Below are 16,896 nucleotides of genomic sequence, written 5' to 3' on the forward strand. Positions count from 1 at the left end.
CGGGGCCGCCCCCCCCCCCCCCCCCCCCCCCCCGGGGGGGGGGGGGGGGGGCCCCCCCCCCCCCCCCGGCCCACCCCTCGACAAGGACGGCACCCATGCACCGCACCCTGATCGTCGCCCGGATGAAGCCCGACTCGGCGACCCCGATCGCCGACATCTTCGCCGCCTCCGACACCGGCGAACTCCCGCACCTGGTCGGGGTCACCGGCCGCAGTCTGTTCCAGTTCGGCGACCTGTACCTGCACCTGATCGAGGCCGACCGGCCCCCCGGCCCCGCGGTCGCGAAGGTCGCCGGACACCCGGAGTTCCGCGACATCAGCGAACGGCTCTCGGCGCATGTGAACGCGTACGACCCGCAGACCTGGCGCTCGCCCCAGGACGCGATGGCCCGCGAGTTCTACCGCTGGGAGCGCGACGCGCAGCGGTGACGTCGCCGCCCGTCACCACCGTCCAAGGCCCGACCGTCCAAGGACCTGATGTCATGATCGAGACCCATCCGGGGCTCACCGTCGACAGCCGACCCGACTGGGTCAAGTGCGGACGCTGCGCCGAACTCGTATACGGCAAACGTTTCACCCGGGACCTGCGGGTGTGTCCCGACTGCGGCGAGCACGCGCGCCTGACGGCGCGTGAACGCCTGGATCAACTCCTCGATCCCGGCTCGGAGACCGCGCTGCGCGCCGACCCCGCACCGCACGACCCGCTCGGCTTCGTCGACTCCCGGCCCTACCCGGAACGGCTGGATCGGGCGCGTGCGGAGACCGAAATGGACGAGGCCGCGGTGGGCGCGCGGGGCACCATTCACGGGCAGCCGGTGGTGGTGGTCGCGATGGACTTCCGCTTCCTCGGCGGCAGTCTGGGCTGCGCGGTGGGCGCGGTGGTCACCGCCGCCGCCGACGAGAGCCTGCGGACGGGGATCCCGCTGCTGCTGATCACCGCCTCCGGCGGGGCGCGCATGCAGGAGGGCGTGCTGTCGCTGATGCAGATGGCCAAGACCGCGCACGCCCTGGCGGAACTGGACGAGGCCGGCGTGCTGGTGTTGTCGCTGATCACGGACCCCACGTACGGCGGGGTGGCCGCCTCGTTCGCGACGCTGGCGGATGTGATCCTGATCGAACCCGGCGCGCGGATGGGCTTCGCCGGGCCGCGGGTGATCGAGCAGACCATCGGCGAACGGTTGCCCGAGGGGTTCCAGACCGCCGAATTCCTGCTCGAACACGGGATGGTGGACACGATCGTCGCGCGAGCGGCGCTGCGCGCGACGTTGCGGCACTTCCTTGCGGTGGGCGGGGCGGGGCGGCGGGACGGGGGGAACGACACGCTCCTGAACGGGATCGTGTCGGGTGGGTACGAGTCGGAGGCGAACGGTTCGACCTTGAACGGGGCCACCCCGAAGGGCACTACGCCGAACGGGGTCGTTCGGAATGGCTCCGCCGCGAACGGGTCGGCTGTGAACGGGCATGCGTGCCATGAGCCGTCGCTCGGCGAGCTTGCGGGAGAGCCCGGGGAGCCCGGGGAGTCCTGGGAGGCTGTTCGGCTGGCGCGGCATGCGGGGCGGCCGACGATGCTCGACTACGCGGGTCGACTCCTGGAGGATTTCCACGAGTTGCACGGGGATCGGATCGGCGCCGACTGTCCCGCGATCGTGGGCGGCATCGGTCGGCTCGACGGTCGGCCGGTGATGCTGATCGGGCATCAGAAGGGCGGCGACAACCTCGCCGAGCGGCAATACCGCAAGTTCGGCATGGCCACCCCGGCCGGCTTCCGCAAGGCGGGTCGGTTGATGCGGCTCGCCGCCAAACTCGGCCTGCCGGTGATCACCCTGGTCGACACGCCGGGAGCCAACCCCGGACCGGACGCCGAACGCGACGGCCAGGCCGTCGCCATCGCGGAGAACCTGCGCCTGATGGCCCGACTGGACACCCCCGTCGTCACGGTGATCACCGGCGAGGGCGGCAGCGGCGGCGCACTCGCGCTGGCCGTGGCCGACCGGGTGCTGATCGGTGAGCACGGCGTCTACTCGGTGATCAGCCCCGAGGGCTGCGCCGCCATCCTGTGGAAGGACCCGTCGGCGGCCCCCGCCGCGGCGGCGGCGCTCCGTATGGGGCCGCGCGACCTGCTGCGCCTCGGTGTGGTCGACCGGATCGTCCCCGAGCCACCCGGCGGCGCCCACACCGACCCCGGCCGAGCCGCCACACTGCTGCGCACGGCCCTGATCCCCGTCCTCGACGAACTCCTCGCCCTGAACCGCACCCGCCTCCTACGCGAACGCGGCGAACGTTTCCGGAGGTTCGGCGCCCCCGAGGCCACCCGCGCCGAGGCCGTTCGCGCCGAGCATGCTCGGGCCGACTCCGTTCGTGCCGACTCCGTTCATGCCGGCGCGGACCGAGGCGACTCCGTTCGTACTCGCTCCGTCCGGAACGAAGTTGCCCCGGGTGCGGCAGTGCGTGTCGAGACGATCCGCGCCAAAGCCGCCCCCGTCGAAGCTGCTCCTGCCGAAGGAAGTGCCCGATGAGTTCGCCCCATGGACCGACCCAGGCGCGCGACGTGCACGCCGATGATCGACCCGACCGCCACCCCGCCGGCTACGCCGACGAGCGCTGGGTCAGGCCGTTCGAGCCCGCGCATGCGTCCGCGCATCCTCGGCCGGCCGCCCCCGAGGCGCCGGGCCCGGCGCGGCCGGCGCCCGTGCCGCCGCGGTGGATCCGGCTGCGCTGCGGCGACACCAGCATCGAGATCGAATGGCCCGAGGCCGCCCCCTCCGGCACCGCCCCCGCCGTTCCCGTCGCCGTGCCCGTCGCCGCCGTCCCCGGCGAGCGGTCGGCCGAGCCGGACGGCGGACGCCGCTACGTGTCGGCCCCGATGGTCGGCACCTTCTACCACGCTCCCGAGGTGGGTGCGAAGCCGTTCGTCAGCGTCGGCGACACCGTCCGCCCCGGTCAGACGGTGGGCATCCTCGAGGTGATGAAGATGATGAACACCATCACCGCCGAGGTGTCCGGGCTGGTGGTGGAGGTGCTGGTGGCCGACGCGCAACCGGTCGAGTACCAGGAACCCCTGCTCGTGATCGACACCGGCGGCGCCGATCCGGACGCGGGCGCCGACGACCGCCCCGGCGGCTCCCACAACCGGCACTGACGACGACCCGAGGTGGTCCCCGTGTTCTCGACCGTGCTCATCGCCAACCGCGGCGAAATCGCCCTGCGGGTCGCCCGCACCTGCCGCGAAATGGGCATCCGCAGCGTGGCCGTGTACTCCACCGCCGACCGGGAGTCCGCGGTGGTGCGCTTCGCGGACGAGGCCGTGCACATCGGTCCGCCGCCGGCCAGGTCCAGCTACCTCAACATGCCCGCGATCATCGAGGCGGCCCGGCGCACGGGGGCGGAGGCGATCCACCCCGGCTACGGATTCCTGTCCGAGGACCCCGACTTCGCCGAGATCTGCGAGGCGAACGGGATCAGCTTCATCGGCCCGCCGCCGCACGTGATGCAGCGGCTCGGCGACAAGAGCGAGGCGCGTGCGGTGATGGCCGCGGCCGGACTGCCGGTACTCCCGGGCAGCGACGGCGCGTTGGGCTCGCCGATGGAGGCCGCCGAGATCGCCGCGCGGGTCGGCTATCCGGTGATCCTCAAGGCGGTGGCGGGCGGTGGCGGTCGCGGGATGAGCGTGGTCCGCGACCCGGACGAGCTGGCCTGGGCCTACCAGGACACCCGCGCCCGTGCGCGAGCCGTCTTCGGTGACGAACGGCTGTACCTGGAGCGCTACATCGACGGCGCACGGCACGTCGAGGTACAGGTGTTGTGCGATGGGCGCGGCGGCGCCGTGCACCTGGGCGAGCGGGACTGCTCCGCGCAGCGCAGGCACCAGAAACTGGTCGAGGAGTCGCCCGCCCCGAACCTGCCGGCCGAGACGCGCGAGGCGATGTGCGCGGCGGCGTTGCGCGGGGCGACGGCGGTCGGCTACGTGGGCGCGGGCACCTTCGAGTTCGTGGTCACGCCTGCGAACCGGTTCCACCTGCTGGAGATCAACTGCCGGATCCAGGTGGAGCATCCGGTCACCGAGATGGTCACCGGCGTGGACATCGTGCGCGAACAGCTCACCATCGCCGCCGGCGCGCCCCTGGCGTTCGGTCAGGACGACGTGGTCCCGCGCGGGGTGGCGATCGAGTGCCGGATCAACGCCGAGGATCCGGCGCGGGGCTTCGCGCCCACGCCGGGCCGGTTGGCGGAGTTCGTGCCGCCCGGTGGTCCGTGCGTGCGGATCGACACGCACGCCTATCCGGGCTGGACGGTCGGTCCGGACTACGACTCGCTGCTTGCCAAGGCGATCGTCTGGGCACCCGACCGGGAGCGGGCCATCGCGCGCGCCGATCGGGCTCTGGGCGAATTCCGGGTGGCCGGCGGCGGGGTGCACACCACGCTGGGCTTCCTGCGGCGGCTGTTGGCGCACCCGCGTTTCCGGGCCGGCGAACACACCACGGATCTGGTGGACACGATGACCTCGGACGTCACCGAGTCCGCCCCGGCCGCGCCCGTACCGGTGCCGTGAGGCCCTGAGGCCCTGCGGCGCGACCCGATGTCCCGTACCCGTTCCTGCACAAGCGAAGGCGGATCATTTCCCATGCACTCCATGCACGCACTGCCCGTACAGCGGCTGCTTCCCCTCGGCTGTGTCACCGCGCTCACGATCCTCGGCTCGGTGTTGGCGCCGACCGCGCAGGCGGAGACCCGGCACGTCGTCCATCCGGGCGAGTCGATCCAGGCGGCGGTGGACGCCGCCGCACCCGGGGACATCATCGAGGTGGCGCCCGGTACGTACGCCGGCGGCGTCCTGGTCCGCACCGATCGGCTGACGATTCGCGGGGCGGGCGAGCGTACGGTGCTCACCCCGGGCGAGGCGGACGCGACCAACGAGTGCGCGGCGGCCGGGAACGGACTGTGCGTGGTCGGCACGGCCGAGCACCGGGTCGCGGACGTGCGGATCCAGTCGTTGACCGTCACCGGCTTCACCAAGACCGGCGTGATGGGCAGCGACACCGAACGTATGCGGGTGCGCCGGGTGTTCGCGCATCACAACGGTGAACACGGGATCGGCCAGGAGAATTCGGTCCGGGGCGAACTCACCGACAACACCGCCGAGGACAACGGCCAGGCGGGGCTGTTCCTGGCGGACACCGACGATGCGATGGGCGCGAGCATCGCCCGCAACCATTCCGCCGGCAACCGGCTCGGTGTACTGATCCGGCGCGGGCGGGAGTTGGCGATCGAGCGTAACGAACTGACCGGGAACTGTGCCGGAGTGTTCGTCGTGGGCGACGACAAGGAGCCCGCCGCCGGGCCGCTGACGATCAGGGGCAATCGCATCGACGAGAACAACAAGTATTGCCCGCCGAATCCGCGACTGGCCTTCATCCAGGGTTCCGGGATCGTGCTCACCGGCGCCCGGGAGACGCAGGTGACGGACAATCAGGTGCGGGACAATCAGGGGGAGTCGCCGATGTCGGGCGGCATCGTGGTGATGCCCAGTCAGGCCGGGCGGCCGACCGTGGGCAATGTGATCCGGGGCAACGTGGTGACGGGCAACGCGCCTTCGGACCTGGCGTACCGGGTCACCGAGATCAACACGTTCGAGGCGAACGTGTGTGAGCGGTCCGAGCCCGCCGGGCACTGCTGACGGGTTGTCGGGAGAGTGAACCCACCCGGGCCAAAGGCGCGTCGCGTGTCGTCGGCCCGGGTCAGGGTTGTTCGGGGGCCATGCCGGACATGCCCGGGTCCGGCGGGTCGTCACCGTAGCCCAGGGTGGTCATCATGCCCTGCTCGCTGTGGTAGAGGTTGTGGCAGTGCAGCATCCACTCGCCGGGGTTGTCGGTGAACACGTCGACGGCGACGGTCCTCCCGGGAAGTACCACCACGGTGTCCTTGCGCGGGCCGCGGCCCTTGGATCGACGCACTTGGAAGGTGTGCCCGTGCAGGTGGACGGGGTGCCAGATCCGGGTCCGGTTGGTGAACGACAACCGCACCCGTTCGCCGGCGGCGACCGGTACCCGCGGCAACTTCTCGTCGGGTGTTTCGGCGGCGGCGATCCATGCCCTGCCTCGTGCGCCCGTGTTGTTGAGCACGAGGCCCACCTCGCGGGCGGCCCCGTCGCCCGGGTCGACCGACGGGTCGGCGCTCAGGTCGGCGAGGTCGAGCACTCGGCGCTCCAGTTCCGGGACGTCGACCGAGGCCGGCGGGGCGTCGCCGGTCGAGGTGCGGACCACCGCAAAGGCCCGGGCGTTCTTCCCCTCCGCCGCGGCGACCAGCGGGAACACCCCGTCGTCGAGGGTGACCAGCACGTCGTAGCGCTCGCCCATCCCGATCAGCAGCGAGTCCACCCGCACCGGTAGCACCGGGAAGCCGTCGGTGTGGGTGACGGTCAGCCGGTGGCCACCCAACGCGACCCGGAACGCCGTGTCCGCCCCGGCGTTGATCAGGCGCAGGCGGACCCGCCGGCCCGGTGCCTCCTCGAATACCGTCGGGGTCTGCGCGGTACGGCCGTTGATCAGGTAGTGCGGGTAGGCGATGTGGCCGCCGGGGCCGCCGAGCAGCGTGCTACGCAGGAGTTGTGCGGGCCGCGCGCCGGCGTTCAGCTCGGCCAGCACCGCGTCCGGGTCGGTGCCGGTGCCGTCGATCCAGTCGTCGAGTACGACGGTCCACTCCGCGTCGTAGGACAGCGGCTCGGCCGGGTCCTCGACCACCAGCGCGCCGTAGAGCGCGCGGTCGAGTTGGGTGCCCACGTGCGAGTGGTAGAAGTACGTGCCCGGGTCGGGCGCGACGAAGCGGTAGTCGAAGCCGCCGCCCGCCGGAACCGGGGCCTGGCTGAACCCGGGGGCGCCGTCCATCCGCTGATCGATCCGTACCCCGTGCCAGTGCACCGTGGTGTCCTGCGGCAGGTCGTTGCGCAGGTCCGCGGCCACGGTGGCGCCGGCCGCCACGCGGATCTCCGGGCCGGGGACGCGGTCGCCGAACCCCCAGGTGGCCACCTCGCGCGCGCCCAGGTCGACCGTGGTCGGCGCGGCCGTGAGCACGAGCGCGACATCGGCGGCCGAGCCGGCGCGGGAAACGGGCGCGAGGGGCGCGGGGGCGCCAGCGCCGAGCCGGGTGCCGGTGCCGGCGGCAAGCAGCGCGGCGGTGCCGGCCGTACCGAGCAGCAGTGAGCGGCGGGTGGGGCGGGAGGGGACAGGCAACGGTGCGGCCCTGCTTCCTGAGGTCGGCTCGCGATGGGGCGTCGCCCGCCGGGTGCCGGCGGGATCCGGCGCCAGTACCCCGCCCCGGTCCGGCGAACACGCCCTGGCGCCAGGCCACTCCGTCGGCCGCGATTCGTGCCGCCGGTCGGGTGAACGAGCGCAAACGGCAGTTGCCTCCCGGGATTCCCCTCGTTGCACCGGTCGATCGCGCCACCCGCGGCGCCATCCGAAACGGAGATCACATGTACACGTTCAAGAAGTCGGCCTCCGTGGCCGCCGGTGTCGCAGCTCTCGTCATGGCCGGTGCCGGCGTCGCCAGCGCCGGGTCCGAGGCGAACGGCGCGGCGGTCGGCTCGCCCGGCGTGTTGTCCGGCAACAACATCCAGGTTCCGATCCACGTGCCGATCAACATCTGCGGCAACAGCATCAACATCATCGGGCTGCTCAACCCGGCGATCGGCAACGTCTGCGCGAACGTCGACGGCGAAGAGCGCGAGCACGGCAAGCACGAGGCGCCGCACCACGGTGAGCACCACGAGGCCCCGCACCACGGTCAGCACGGCTGATTCGAGGTTCGTGCCGTCCGTCCTCCGCTGACGGCGCGTGACACCGCAGTACCGGCGGCCCCTCGATGCGGACGGATCCGAGGGGCCGCCACACGCGGCCGGTGGCGGCGCTCCCCCTGCGGCGCGGCCCCGGCTTCGTCGTGTGCACGACGGGCTACGGTTTGCGACCCACCGCGCCCCACATGGCCACCTCGGGGGCGCGGACCCCGGTATCCGGCCGCCAGTGCGAACAGGTGACGACACCCGGTTCGAGCAGTTCCAGGCCGTCGAAGAAGCGGGCGATGCCCTCCGGTGAGCGCTGCTTGAGCTTGGGCGTGCCGTGCTCGTTCCAGAACGCCACCGCGTCGTCCACGTCCGGCGGCGCGGGCGGGCTGGTCACCGTGTGGGACAGCGCGAGATGGCTGCCGGACGGAAGCGCGTCCAGGAGGCGGCGTACCGTGCCGTAGGCCTCGTCGTCGTCGTTCACGAAGATGATCACGCCGAGCAGGACCAAGGCGATGGGTTGGTCGAAGTCGAGGGTCTTCGACGCGCGGGCCAGGATCTCGTCGACATCGCGCAGATCGGCGTCGATGTAGCGGGTGGCCCCCTCCGGACTGCTGGTCAGCAGCGCCCGGGCGTGCACCAGCACCAGGGGATCGTTGTCGACGTAGACGATGCGGGACTCCGGCGCCACGCTCTGCGCGATCTCGTGGGTGTTCCCGGCCGTCGGCAATCCGGTGCCGATGTCGAGGAACTGCCGGATGCCCAGATCGCGGGCCAGGTAGCGGATCGCCCGACCGAGGAACTGCCGGTCGGCCAAGGCGTAATCGCGGGTGCCGGGGTGGATCGCGGCGATCTGATCGCCGGTCTCCCGGTCCACGGGGTAGTTGTCCTTGCCGCCCAGCCAGTAGTTCCACACCCGGGCGGTATGGGCCACCTCGGTGTCGATCTTCCGCTCTGGTAAAGCCGATTCGGCGTCGGGCATGAACTCGGCCACGAACTCTCAACTCCGGATGCCGTGTGGGGTGGTCCAGGCCAATCTAGGGGCCGTTCGACCCCAGGCGGCAGGCATGGCGGTGAATCTTCCGTCAGGGTCGGCAAAGTTTTCCGGGCGGTGACGGAACGACCCGTTTCGGTACGGCTGTTCGGCGCCGAACCGAGGTGGGTGTTCAGTACCCGGGCAGTCGATGTCGAGCGCCGTCCCATACCCTCCTTCGGTCGTTATCTCGACAAGGAGAGGTACGGAAATGGTTCGGATTCGTCTCCGCGCGCAGCTACGCGCGTCGACCTTATGGGCCCGCCGACGCGGCAAACGTTCGCGAGTGGTGGCCGCCGGTGCGCTGGGCGCGCTGTTGCTGGGACCGCAGATGGTGTCGCCGGCGGTGGCGGCACCGACGGCGGAGGTCGGGACGGCGCAGGTCAACGCGGCAGTGCAACCGAGTCGGTTCGTCACCTGGAACATGCAGGGTCGTTCCGGGGACGGCCCGGATACGTCCAAGTGGCCGGTGGTCGACGGCCTGAAGGGCGATGCGGACCTCATCGCGCTGCAAGAGGCCGGAACCGAAAGACCCGACGGTGGGCAGCTTCTCAACCGGTACCGGAACTATGAGGACGAGGAAGTGGGCGACGCGGTCGACGTCCCCGAGGATGCCGACGATGGGGCCGTGAACAACGATCCCAATCTGCCGCCGCTCAGATATGACCTGACCGAGACCAAAGTGGGTCGTGAAGGGGGGCGCAACTCCGGCTACCTGTACTTCCTGAAGATCCATCCCCTTCAGAGGCCCTTGCCGAACGGCAACATCCCGCGGATCAACCCGCGAGGCGTCCGGACCTCGATGGCGATATGGTCGAGACAAGAGGCGGACGGTTTCGGCGCCGTCTTCGACCCGGCGCGCAACCGCAGCCGGCCCGCGCTCGGTCTGCGCTTCGGGGACAACTGGGTGTTCAATGTGCATACCGCCGCCATTCGCAGCGAACGCACGCCCAATCCGCATGCCTTGGGCCTGCTCGGGGCCATCCGGGCCGGCGTCGGAGAGGACAACTGGGCCGTTCTCGGCGACTTCAACAGTCTGGCGGACACATTCCCGGAGAATCAGGGCATCCGACTCTTCGCCCGCCGAGGCGGCATCGCCACGAACCCGGCGCAGATGACCCATCGCTCGGGGTACCCGCTGGACTTCATGGTGGTGGCCGGGCAGCGCGGCGATGTGAACGTGTCCGTGGGCAACGACATCGGCTCGGATCATTTTCCGGTCCGTATCGCACCGCCGGGCCCGGTGGACTGCACCAGATGGGACCACACCACGCGCTATCGAGCCGCAGGTGTTCGCGACGAGGCATCGAGCCCCCGGGCGGGCGCCGCGGACGCCGAGGATCCGAACTGCTCGACCGACGGACGACCCACCGCCGCGGTGTCGTTGGGCGACAGCTACATCTCCGGTGAGGCGGGCCGCTGGGCCGGCAACGCGGATACCGGCGAGGTCGGGTACTGGGGCACCGACCGGGGCGACTCCGTGTACGGCAACACCAAGTACGACGGCGGCAACGGGTGCGAGCGCTCCGACGTCGCCGAGATCAACAGTGCGGCTCTGGCCGTCGATCGCCGGATCAATCTGGCCTGTTCCGGCGCCGAGACGAAGAACCTGCTCACCGACGCGTTCAAGGGTGAGCGACCACAGGTGGAGCAACTCGCCGATGTGGCCAAGGACAACAGGGTCACGCTGATCGCGGTTTCGATCGGCGGCAACGACCTGAAATTCGCCGACATCCTGGCGAGTTGCGGCAAGGCGTTCTTCAACCTCGGGCCCGATTGCGAGAATCGCGGAGGCACGGGCTGGGAGAAGGCTCTCGAAACCTCGCTGCCCGACACGCAGCAGAAGGTCTCGGCGACACTCGCGGCGATTCGCGACGTGATGCGCCGGGCCGGGCAGTCGGACACCTCGTATCGCCTGGTGCTCCAGTCCTACCCGACACCGCTGCCCCGGGCCGCCGACAACCGCTACGAGAACTCCATCAAGCCGCGCTACTCGCAGGGCGGTTGCCCGTTCACCGACGCCGCCTCGGATTGGGCGGTCGAGTCGGTGGTGCCGCGGATCACCTCGATGCTGCGTGCGGCGGCGACCACCGCCGACGCCGAATTCCTGGACCTGACCAAGGCGTTCGCCGGACACGAATTGTGTGCCAAGAACGCCCGCCAGGCCGGCGGGACGGATGCCAACGGGGTGCCCGGGGCCGAGGCCGAGTGGGTGCGTTGGGTGCCGTACCTGGCGGGTGTACCCATCCCGGAGCCGCACCAGCAGGGCGACTACCGCGAGGCGGTGCACCCGAACAGCTTCGGCCAGCAGGCGATCGGGGCCTGCCTGGCCGCGCTGGCCAACCGGGAACCGGACTGGACCAGGCGCGAATTCCGCTGCACCAACACGCCGGGCAAGGGGCCGGACGGCGTGAGCGGTGAACCCATCTCGCCGAGTTACGTGGAGGAGGGTTGGGTCCGGCTGCGCAACGCCGAGACCGGCGAGTACCTGCGCCCATACGAACCGGGCTCCAAGTGGGTGGTCACCGGCCCGTCCGGCGAGGCCGGCCGGGAGTGGTTCATGGCCAACGGCCAGGCCGGCATGGTGACGCTGCGGAGCAACCAGAACAACTACCTACGTGGCGACGGTGGCGCGTCCTGGCAGTGGGCCGCGCTCGGCGACTCGGTCGAGTGGTTCACATCGGACGACGCGGTCGGCGGCGCCCGGCAACTGAAGTTCGTGGACATCATGCAGGGGCTGCCCGCCACGTTCTGCCTGGCGCACAGCACCTCGCGGCCCACCCACTGGGCGAGTGGGGATCCGTGCAGTGATGCCAAGAACCAGCGCTGGTGGATCGAGCGGGTCGGCGCCTCGCCACCCCCGCCGCCGCCGCCGTTGGAGCGCGCCACCACGTGGACGCGGGTCGTCGATCGTGGGCTGGTCACCAACCGGGTGAGCACCAAGTGCATCGACGTGGACACCCGGGATGCCGAAGGGCGGCGTGACGGTGGTCGGATCCACCAGTGGGGGTGTGGCGGCTGGGACAACCAGCAGTGGGATCTGCGGCCGCGACACGGTGACGGGTCGATGGAGATGGTGAGTCGCTACAGCGGCAAGTGTCTGGACCTGGACGTGGGTTCCGGACGGATCCAGCAGTGGGGTTGCGGTGGCAGCAACAACCAGCAGTGGTTCCCCGACGGTGAGCAGTTCCGCAACAAGCACTCCAACACGTGCCTGGCGGCACGCGATGGTGCCGACGGCAGTGAGCTGACCATGGGTCCGTGCCAGACCTCCCCGGTGTGGGACGGCGACGCGGGCGACCCCTTCGACGCGGGTGACGGACGTTTCGACGACGGCGGCGCGCGACCGGCCCGACCGGCCGATCAGGCGGCGTGCCGACCGGACGGGATGCAGCCGACGCAGGGCGTGGCGACGCGCTACTGCGACGTGTACCAGGGCGACGGGCGTGAATGGCTCGGCCAGGACCGCAGCCGGCGGGTGGTCGGCTACTTCACCTCCTGGCGCACCGGGGCCGACAACTCCCCGCGCTACCTGGTGAAGAACATCCCCTGGAACAAGGTCACCCACGTCAACTACGCCTTCGCGAAGGTGGAGAACAACCGGATCTCGGTCGGCGACGTGAACGACCCGAACAACCCGTCGACCGGGATGACCTGGCCCGGGGTGACCGGTGCCGAGATGGACCCGGCGCTGCCGTACAAGGGGCACTTCAACCTGCTCACCCGCTACAAGCGTGACCATCCCCGGGTGAAGACGCTCATCTCGGTGGGCGGTTGGGCCGAATCGCGCGGTTTCTACCGGATGACGACGAACGACGACGGGTCGGTCAACCAGCCGGCCATCGACACGTTCGCCGACTCGGTCACCGAATTCCTGGCCCGTTACGGGTTCGACGGCGTCGACATCGACTACGAATACCCGTCGGCGCTGCCGCAGTCCGGCAACCCGGAGGACTGGCCGGTCTCCGACCCGGTGCGCGGTGGGCTGAACAAGAGCTACGACGCGCTGATGAAGACGCTGCGGGAGCGGCTGGACAGGTCGGGCGCCGACCGCGGTCGATACCTGCTGCTCACCTCCGCGGCGTCCTCGTCGGGTTACCTGGTGCGTGGTCAGGAGAATCAACCCGCGCTTCAGTACCAGGACTTCATCAATGTGATGTCCTACGACCTGCACGGCTCGTGGAACTCGTTCGTGGGCCCGCAGGCACCGCTGTACGACGACGGGCGGGACGCCGAACTGGCCGCCGCCGGGATCTACAACGACCAGGACCCGAATACGAAGGACTTCCAGAAGAACGGCTACTTCAACGTCGACTGGTCCTACCACTACTACCGGGGCGCACTCCCACCCGGCCGGATCAACCTGGGCATGCCGTATTACACGCGCGGCTGGAAGGACGTACAGGGCGGTACCGACGGGCTGTGGGGCAGTTCGGTGAAGACGGACCAGGGCGCCTGTTCGCCCGGGACCGGTGACAACGGCGGGAAGAGCAAGTGCGGTTCCGGCGCGATCGGGATCGACAACCTGTGGCACGACACCGACCGGGGTCGCGAGGTGGCGGCGGGCTCCAACCCGCTGTGGCACGCGAAGAATCTGGAGAACAACATCCAGCCCCGCTACATGGGCCGCTACGGGCTCACCCCGGACCGGGACGCGGACGACCGCATGTCCGGGACGTACGCCCGCAAGTGGGACGACACGCTGAAGGCGTCCTGGTTGTGGAACGCGGAGAAGCGGGTGTTCCTGTCCACCGAGGACGAACAGTCCGTCGATACCAAGGTCCATTACGTCAAGGACAACGGTATCGGCGGGGTGATGTTGTGGGAGATGGCCGGCGACTACGCGCTGCGCGACAACGGCGAATACGGCATGGGGTACGACCTGACCAGCCGGATCGACGGGGCGCTGCGGGGTACCTCCGGCTACGGTGACACGCGCGCGGGACGGCCGATGCCGCCGCAAAGCGTGGACGTGAAGGTGCAGTTGGTCGACTACCCGAGCACCGAGATGTATCCGATGCAGCCCAAGCTGCGGATCACCAACGACTCGGCGGTCACGCTCGCCCAGGGCACCGAGATCGCGTTCGACATCCCCACCTCGACGCCGCCGGTGCTCAAGGACGACAACTACAAGGAGATGCCGATCATCCGACCCGGGCGCACCGGGCCCAACGTCGGCGGCCTCGGCGCCGACTTCCATCGGGTCACCGTCAAGCTGGAGAAGTGCCAGGACATCCCGCCGGGGAAGAGCCTGGACATCGGCATCAAGTACTACCTGCCGATCACCGGGCCGGCGAACGTCACGGTGAAGGTGGGGGATGGGGAGTTCGGCGTCACCACGGAGAACCGGCGCGCCGTCACCGGCGTGCAGCCGCCCGAGCCCGAGGCGGGCACCTGCTCGGCCCCCGAGTGGAGGTCGGGCACCGCGTACAGCCCGACCGGCGGGCGGTTGTGGTCGCCCTGGAACAAGGGCGCCAAGGGCTGGCAGTTCGAGTATCAGGGCAAGCTCATGGACCACTACCCGGACCAGTCCCGGGTGCACCTGATCGAGCCGATCGAGAGCAACGACAACCAGTACTGGCAGGTCACCGACGCGGGTGGGGGCTGGTATCGGATCGTCAACGGGAACCGCTGCCTGACCGCCACCACCGGGGGGCAGGACCTGTCCACCACCGGGTGTGACGGCAGTGATCGGCAGAAGTGGCGGTTCGTCCCGGTCGACCTGCAAACGGGAGCGGAGGGCACGCCCGGCGGTCCCGCGCACGGTGTGGCGGCCAAGTTGCGTTCGGCGAGCGGGTTCGACGCCGAGGCGCAGAACGGCAGCGCGGAGCGCGAGACGCACGTCCTGGCGGGTGATCCCGCCGGTTCGTCGGCGGCGTTCGTGTCCTGGCAGGGCTACTTCTGGTACGCCCAGTGGTACACCACGGTCGAACCCGGACTGGCCGAGCCCAACGGCGGCCGGCCGTGGCGACGGCTGGGGGCGACGCCCTGAGCGAGGTGAGCAGTAGCTGACCTCGCGTCAGCCGGCAGCCCGGGCCCGGGTCGGAGTGTCTCCGACCCGGGCCCTTCGGCGTTCCGCCCTGGCGGCGCGCGGAGTTCAGTCGACGGCGCGGGCGCGGATCAGCTCGGCGAGGCGGTGCAGGGCGGCGGGGTTGTCGGCGAGGAACAGGTTGGGCTCGACGAGTTCGAGTTCCATCACCACCGGCGAGCCGTCGTCGGCCAGGGCCACGTCGACGCGGGCGTAGAGCAGCGGATGTGCGACCGGGACCACGGACAACGCCGCGACGGCCAGGTCGAGCTCGGCGGCGGTCGGGGTGTACGGGGCCAGACCCGGATGCGGGTGGCGGTCGTTGTCGAGGACGCCGACCTCGGTCAGGACCGGCCCCTTGCGCATGGCGTGGCCGAACGTGCCGCCGAGGAAGACCAGCGCCCGTTCGCCCTCGTCGATCCGGGACAGGTACGGCTGTACCATCGCGGTCTCGCTGCCGGCGTGTAGCGCGGCGATGTGGCGGGCCGCCGCGTCGTGGCGCTCCGGGGCGGCGTGGCGGGCGCTGTCCCGGGCGCCGGAGGAGACGGTGGGCTTGATCACGAAGTGGCCGTGTTCGGGCAGGATCGCCCGCTCGCCGGGGGCGACGAAGCGCGTCGGCACCACCGGGACGCCGTGCGCGGCGAGTTCGCGCAGATACCGCTTGTCGGTGTTCCAGCGCACCGGCGCCGGATTGTCCAGCCGGGTCACCGCCTCGACCGCGTCCACCCAGGCCAGATAGGACACCGGCCGCTCGCAGTAGCCCCACGTGGACCGGATCACCACGGCGTCGTACGCCGACCAGTCCACGTCGGCGCGATCCCAGGACACCGCCTCGGCGTCGACGCCGTGCGAGCGCAGGGCGGCCACCAGCGGCGGCATGTCCGCGTCCAGCCGGAGGCCCGGGCCCGAGGTGGCCGGCGCCACGCGGATCGTGACCGACATGGATACCTCCGAGGGCGGTGGACACGCCGTGGCCGCGCGGGAACACCGGGTCGGCGGATCATCTCAGGGCCCGCCCGCGAGCGGGCCGCGTCTCGCGCCGACCCGGGTTCGCGGGCGTGGCTTGTTCGGGCGGGTCGTCGGGTGTTGATGACCTTCGGGCGAACGATAGCCGTCCATTGGCCGACATGGTGCGATTGCACCCGCGAATGCCCCCAGACTGCCACCGCCGACCGGTCGGGGTCGGGGGTGGGACCGTGGATGAGCGAGGACACCGTGGCAGACGAAACCATGGACGATGTGCGTGCCGGGGTGCACGCGACCTATGTGGCGGCGGCGAGCGCCGTGCTGGCCGGGGGCAGTGTGACCAGCGAATCCTGCTGTGACGGCAGTGGGGTCGGGGTCGGTCGGGGGTTCGGGGCGGGGCGGTATCGCGCGGAGGAGTTGCGGTGGCTGCCCGGGGCGGCGTCGGCCGCGAGCCTGGGGTGCGGCAATCCGGCCGCGGCGGCGGACCTGGTCGAGGGCGAGCGGGTGCTCGATCTCGGCTCGGGCGGCGGCATCGACGTACTGCTTTCGGCCCGTCTGGTGGGGCCGAAGGGGCGGGTGTACGGGCTCGATCTGTTGGACGAGATGCTGGAGTTGGCCGGGGCGAACGCGCGGCGCGCCGGGGTGGACAACGTCGAGTTCCTGAAGGGCTCGATCGAGGCGGTGCCGCTGCCGGCCGCGACGGTCGACGTGGTGATCTCGAACTGTGTGATCAGTCTGGCGGTGGACAAGGGCGCGGTGTTCGCCGAGGCATTTCGGGTGCTGCGCCCCGGCGGCCGGTTCGCCGTGTGTGACGTGGTGGCCGGCGAGGGGTTGACGATCGAGGAGCAGATCACGCGCGGGTCGTTCGCCGGGTGTCTGGCCGGCGCGTTGGCGGCGAGCGAGTATCGGGCCGGGCTGCGGGCGGCCGGGTTCATCCGGATCACCGTCGAGCCCTCGCACGAGATCACCGACGGGATGCGGTCGGCGATCGTTCGGGCCGACAAGCCGAAGGTGTGCTCCTGCGGCTGGTGACCTCGGGGTCGACGGCGGGGTCGGGGGTGTGGCCCGCCGCCGATCCGCCGCCGCCCGGTCGGTG

11 protein-coding genes are annotated in these 16,896 nt (G+C 70.8%); 8 read left to right on the plus strand and 3 right to left on the minus strand.

Annotated elements, in window-relative coordinates:
* The first annotated feature begins 95 nt into the window (after positions 1–95).
* The 5 genes from ACWGR4_RS44025 (at position 96) to ACWGR4_RS44045 (ending at position 5,673) form a co-directional block, all read left to right on the plus strand.
* Complete coding sequence (locus tag ACWGR4_RS44025) at positions 96–428, plus strand: TcmI family type II polyketide cyclase (RefSeq protein ID WP_126638624.1); 333 nt, start codon at positions 96–98, stop codon at positions 426–428.
* Between the two features lie 53 nt (positions 429–481).
* Positions 482–2,515, plus strand: a complete 2,034-nt coding sequence (accD, locus tag ACWGR4_RS44030; protein ID WP_452133573.1) for an acetyl-CoA carboxylase, carboxyltransferase subunit beta — start codon at positions 482–484, stop codon at positions 2,513–2,515.
* The gene (gene accB, locus ACWGR4_RS44035; RefSeq protein WP_452133572.1) at positions 2,512–3,138 is read left to right on the plus strand and encodes an acetyl-CoA carboxylase biotin carboxyl carrier protein; all 627 of its coding nucleotides are present in this window, start codon (positions 2,512–2,514) and stop codon (positions 3,136–3,138) included. Before accD ends, accB begins: the two co-directional genes overlap by 4 nt.
* Positions 3,139–3,159: 21 nt before the next feature.
* Positions 3,160–4,548 (plus strand): acetyl-CoA carboxylase biotin carboxylase subunit, encoded by a 1,389-nt coding sequence (locus ACWGR4_RS44040; RefSeq protein WP_452133571.1) that lies wholly within the window; start codon positions 3,160–3,162, stop codon positions 4,546–4,548.
* An 81-nt stretch (positions 4,549–4,629) separates the two neighbouring features.
* Positions 4,630–5,673 carry a right-handed parallel beta-helix repeat-containing protein gene (locus tag ACWGR4_RS44045; protein WP_452133570.1) on the plus strand — a complete coding sequence of 348 codons (1,044 nt, stop codon included), beginning with the start codon at positions 4,630–4,632 and terminating at the stop codon, positions 5,671–5,673.
* 61 nt (positions 5,674–5,734) lie between these two features.
* On the opposite strand, the gene ACWGR4_RS44050 is transcribed toward ACWGR4_RS44045, so the two are convergent.
* On the minus strand, positions 5,735–7,225 hold the full coding sequence (locus ACWGR4_RS44050) for a multicopper oxidase family protein (protein ID WP_452133569.1): 1,491 nt from the start codon (positions 7,223–7,225) through the stop codon (positions 5,735–5,737).
* Positions 7,226–7,494: 269 nt separating this feature from the next.
* Here ACWGR4_RS44050 and ACWGR4_RS44055 point away from each other — a divergent pair, with 269 nt between their 5' ends.
* Positions 7,495–7,791, plus strand: a complete 297-nt coding sequence (locus ACWGR4_RS44055; RefSeq protein WP_380011704.1) for a chaplin — start codon at positions 7,495–7,497, stop codon at positions 7,789–7,791.
* Positions 7,792–7,945: 154 nt separating this feature from the next.
* Here the strand turns inward: ACWGR4_RS44055 and ACWGR4_RS44060 are convergent, their stop codons facing one another.
* A complete protein-coding gene (locus ACWGR4_RS44060; RefSeq protein ID WP_380011971.1) occupies positions 7,946–8,755 on the minus strand; it encodes an SAM-dependent methyltransferase in 810 nt (269 codons plus the stop codon).
* Positions 8,756–9,092: 337 nt separating this feature from the next.
* Between ACWGR4_RS44060 and ACWGR4_RS44065 the strand changes: the two genes are divergently transcribed.
* On the plus strand, positions 9,093–14,798 hold the full coding sequence (locus tag ACWGR4_RS44065) for a glycosyl hydrolase family 18 protein (protein ID WP_452133568.1): 5,706 nt from the start codon (positions 9,093–9,095) through the stop codon (positions 14,796–14,798).
* Between the two features lie 105 nt (positions 14,799–14,903).
* On the opposite strand, the gene ACWGR4_RS44070 is transcribed toward ACWGR4_RS44065, so the two are convergent.
* Positions 14,904–15,776: an ATP-grasp domain-containing protein gene (locus ACWGR4_RS44070; protein WP_452133365.1), complete on the minus strand. Its 873-nt coding sequence runs from the start codon at positions 15,774–15,776 to the stop codon at positions 14,904–14,906.
* A 258-nt stretch (positions 15,777–16,034) separates the two neighbouring features.
* Between ACWGR4_RS44070 and ACWGR4_RS44075 the strand changes: the two genes are divergently transcribed.
* Entirely contained in the window at positions 16,035–16,832 is a 798-nt protein-coding gene (locus tag ACWGR4_RS44075; RefSeq protein WP_452133364.1) for a methyltransferase domain-containing protein, read from the plus strand.
* The last annotated feature ends 64 nt before the right edge of the window (positions 16,833–16,896 follow it).

This window comes from Embleya sp. NPDC055664, from assembly GCF_053618075.1.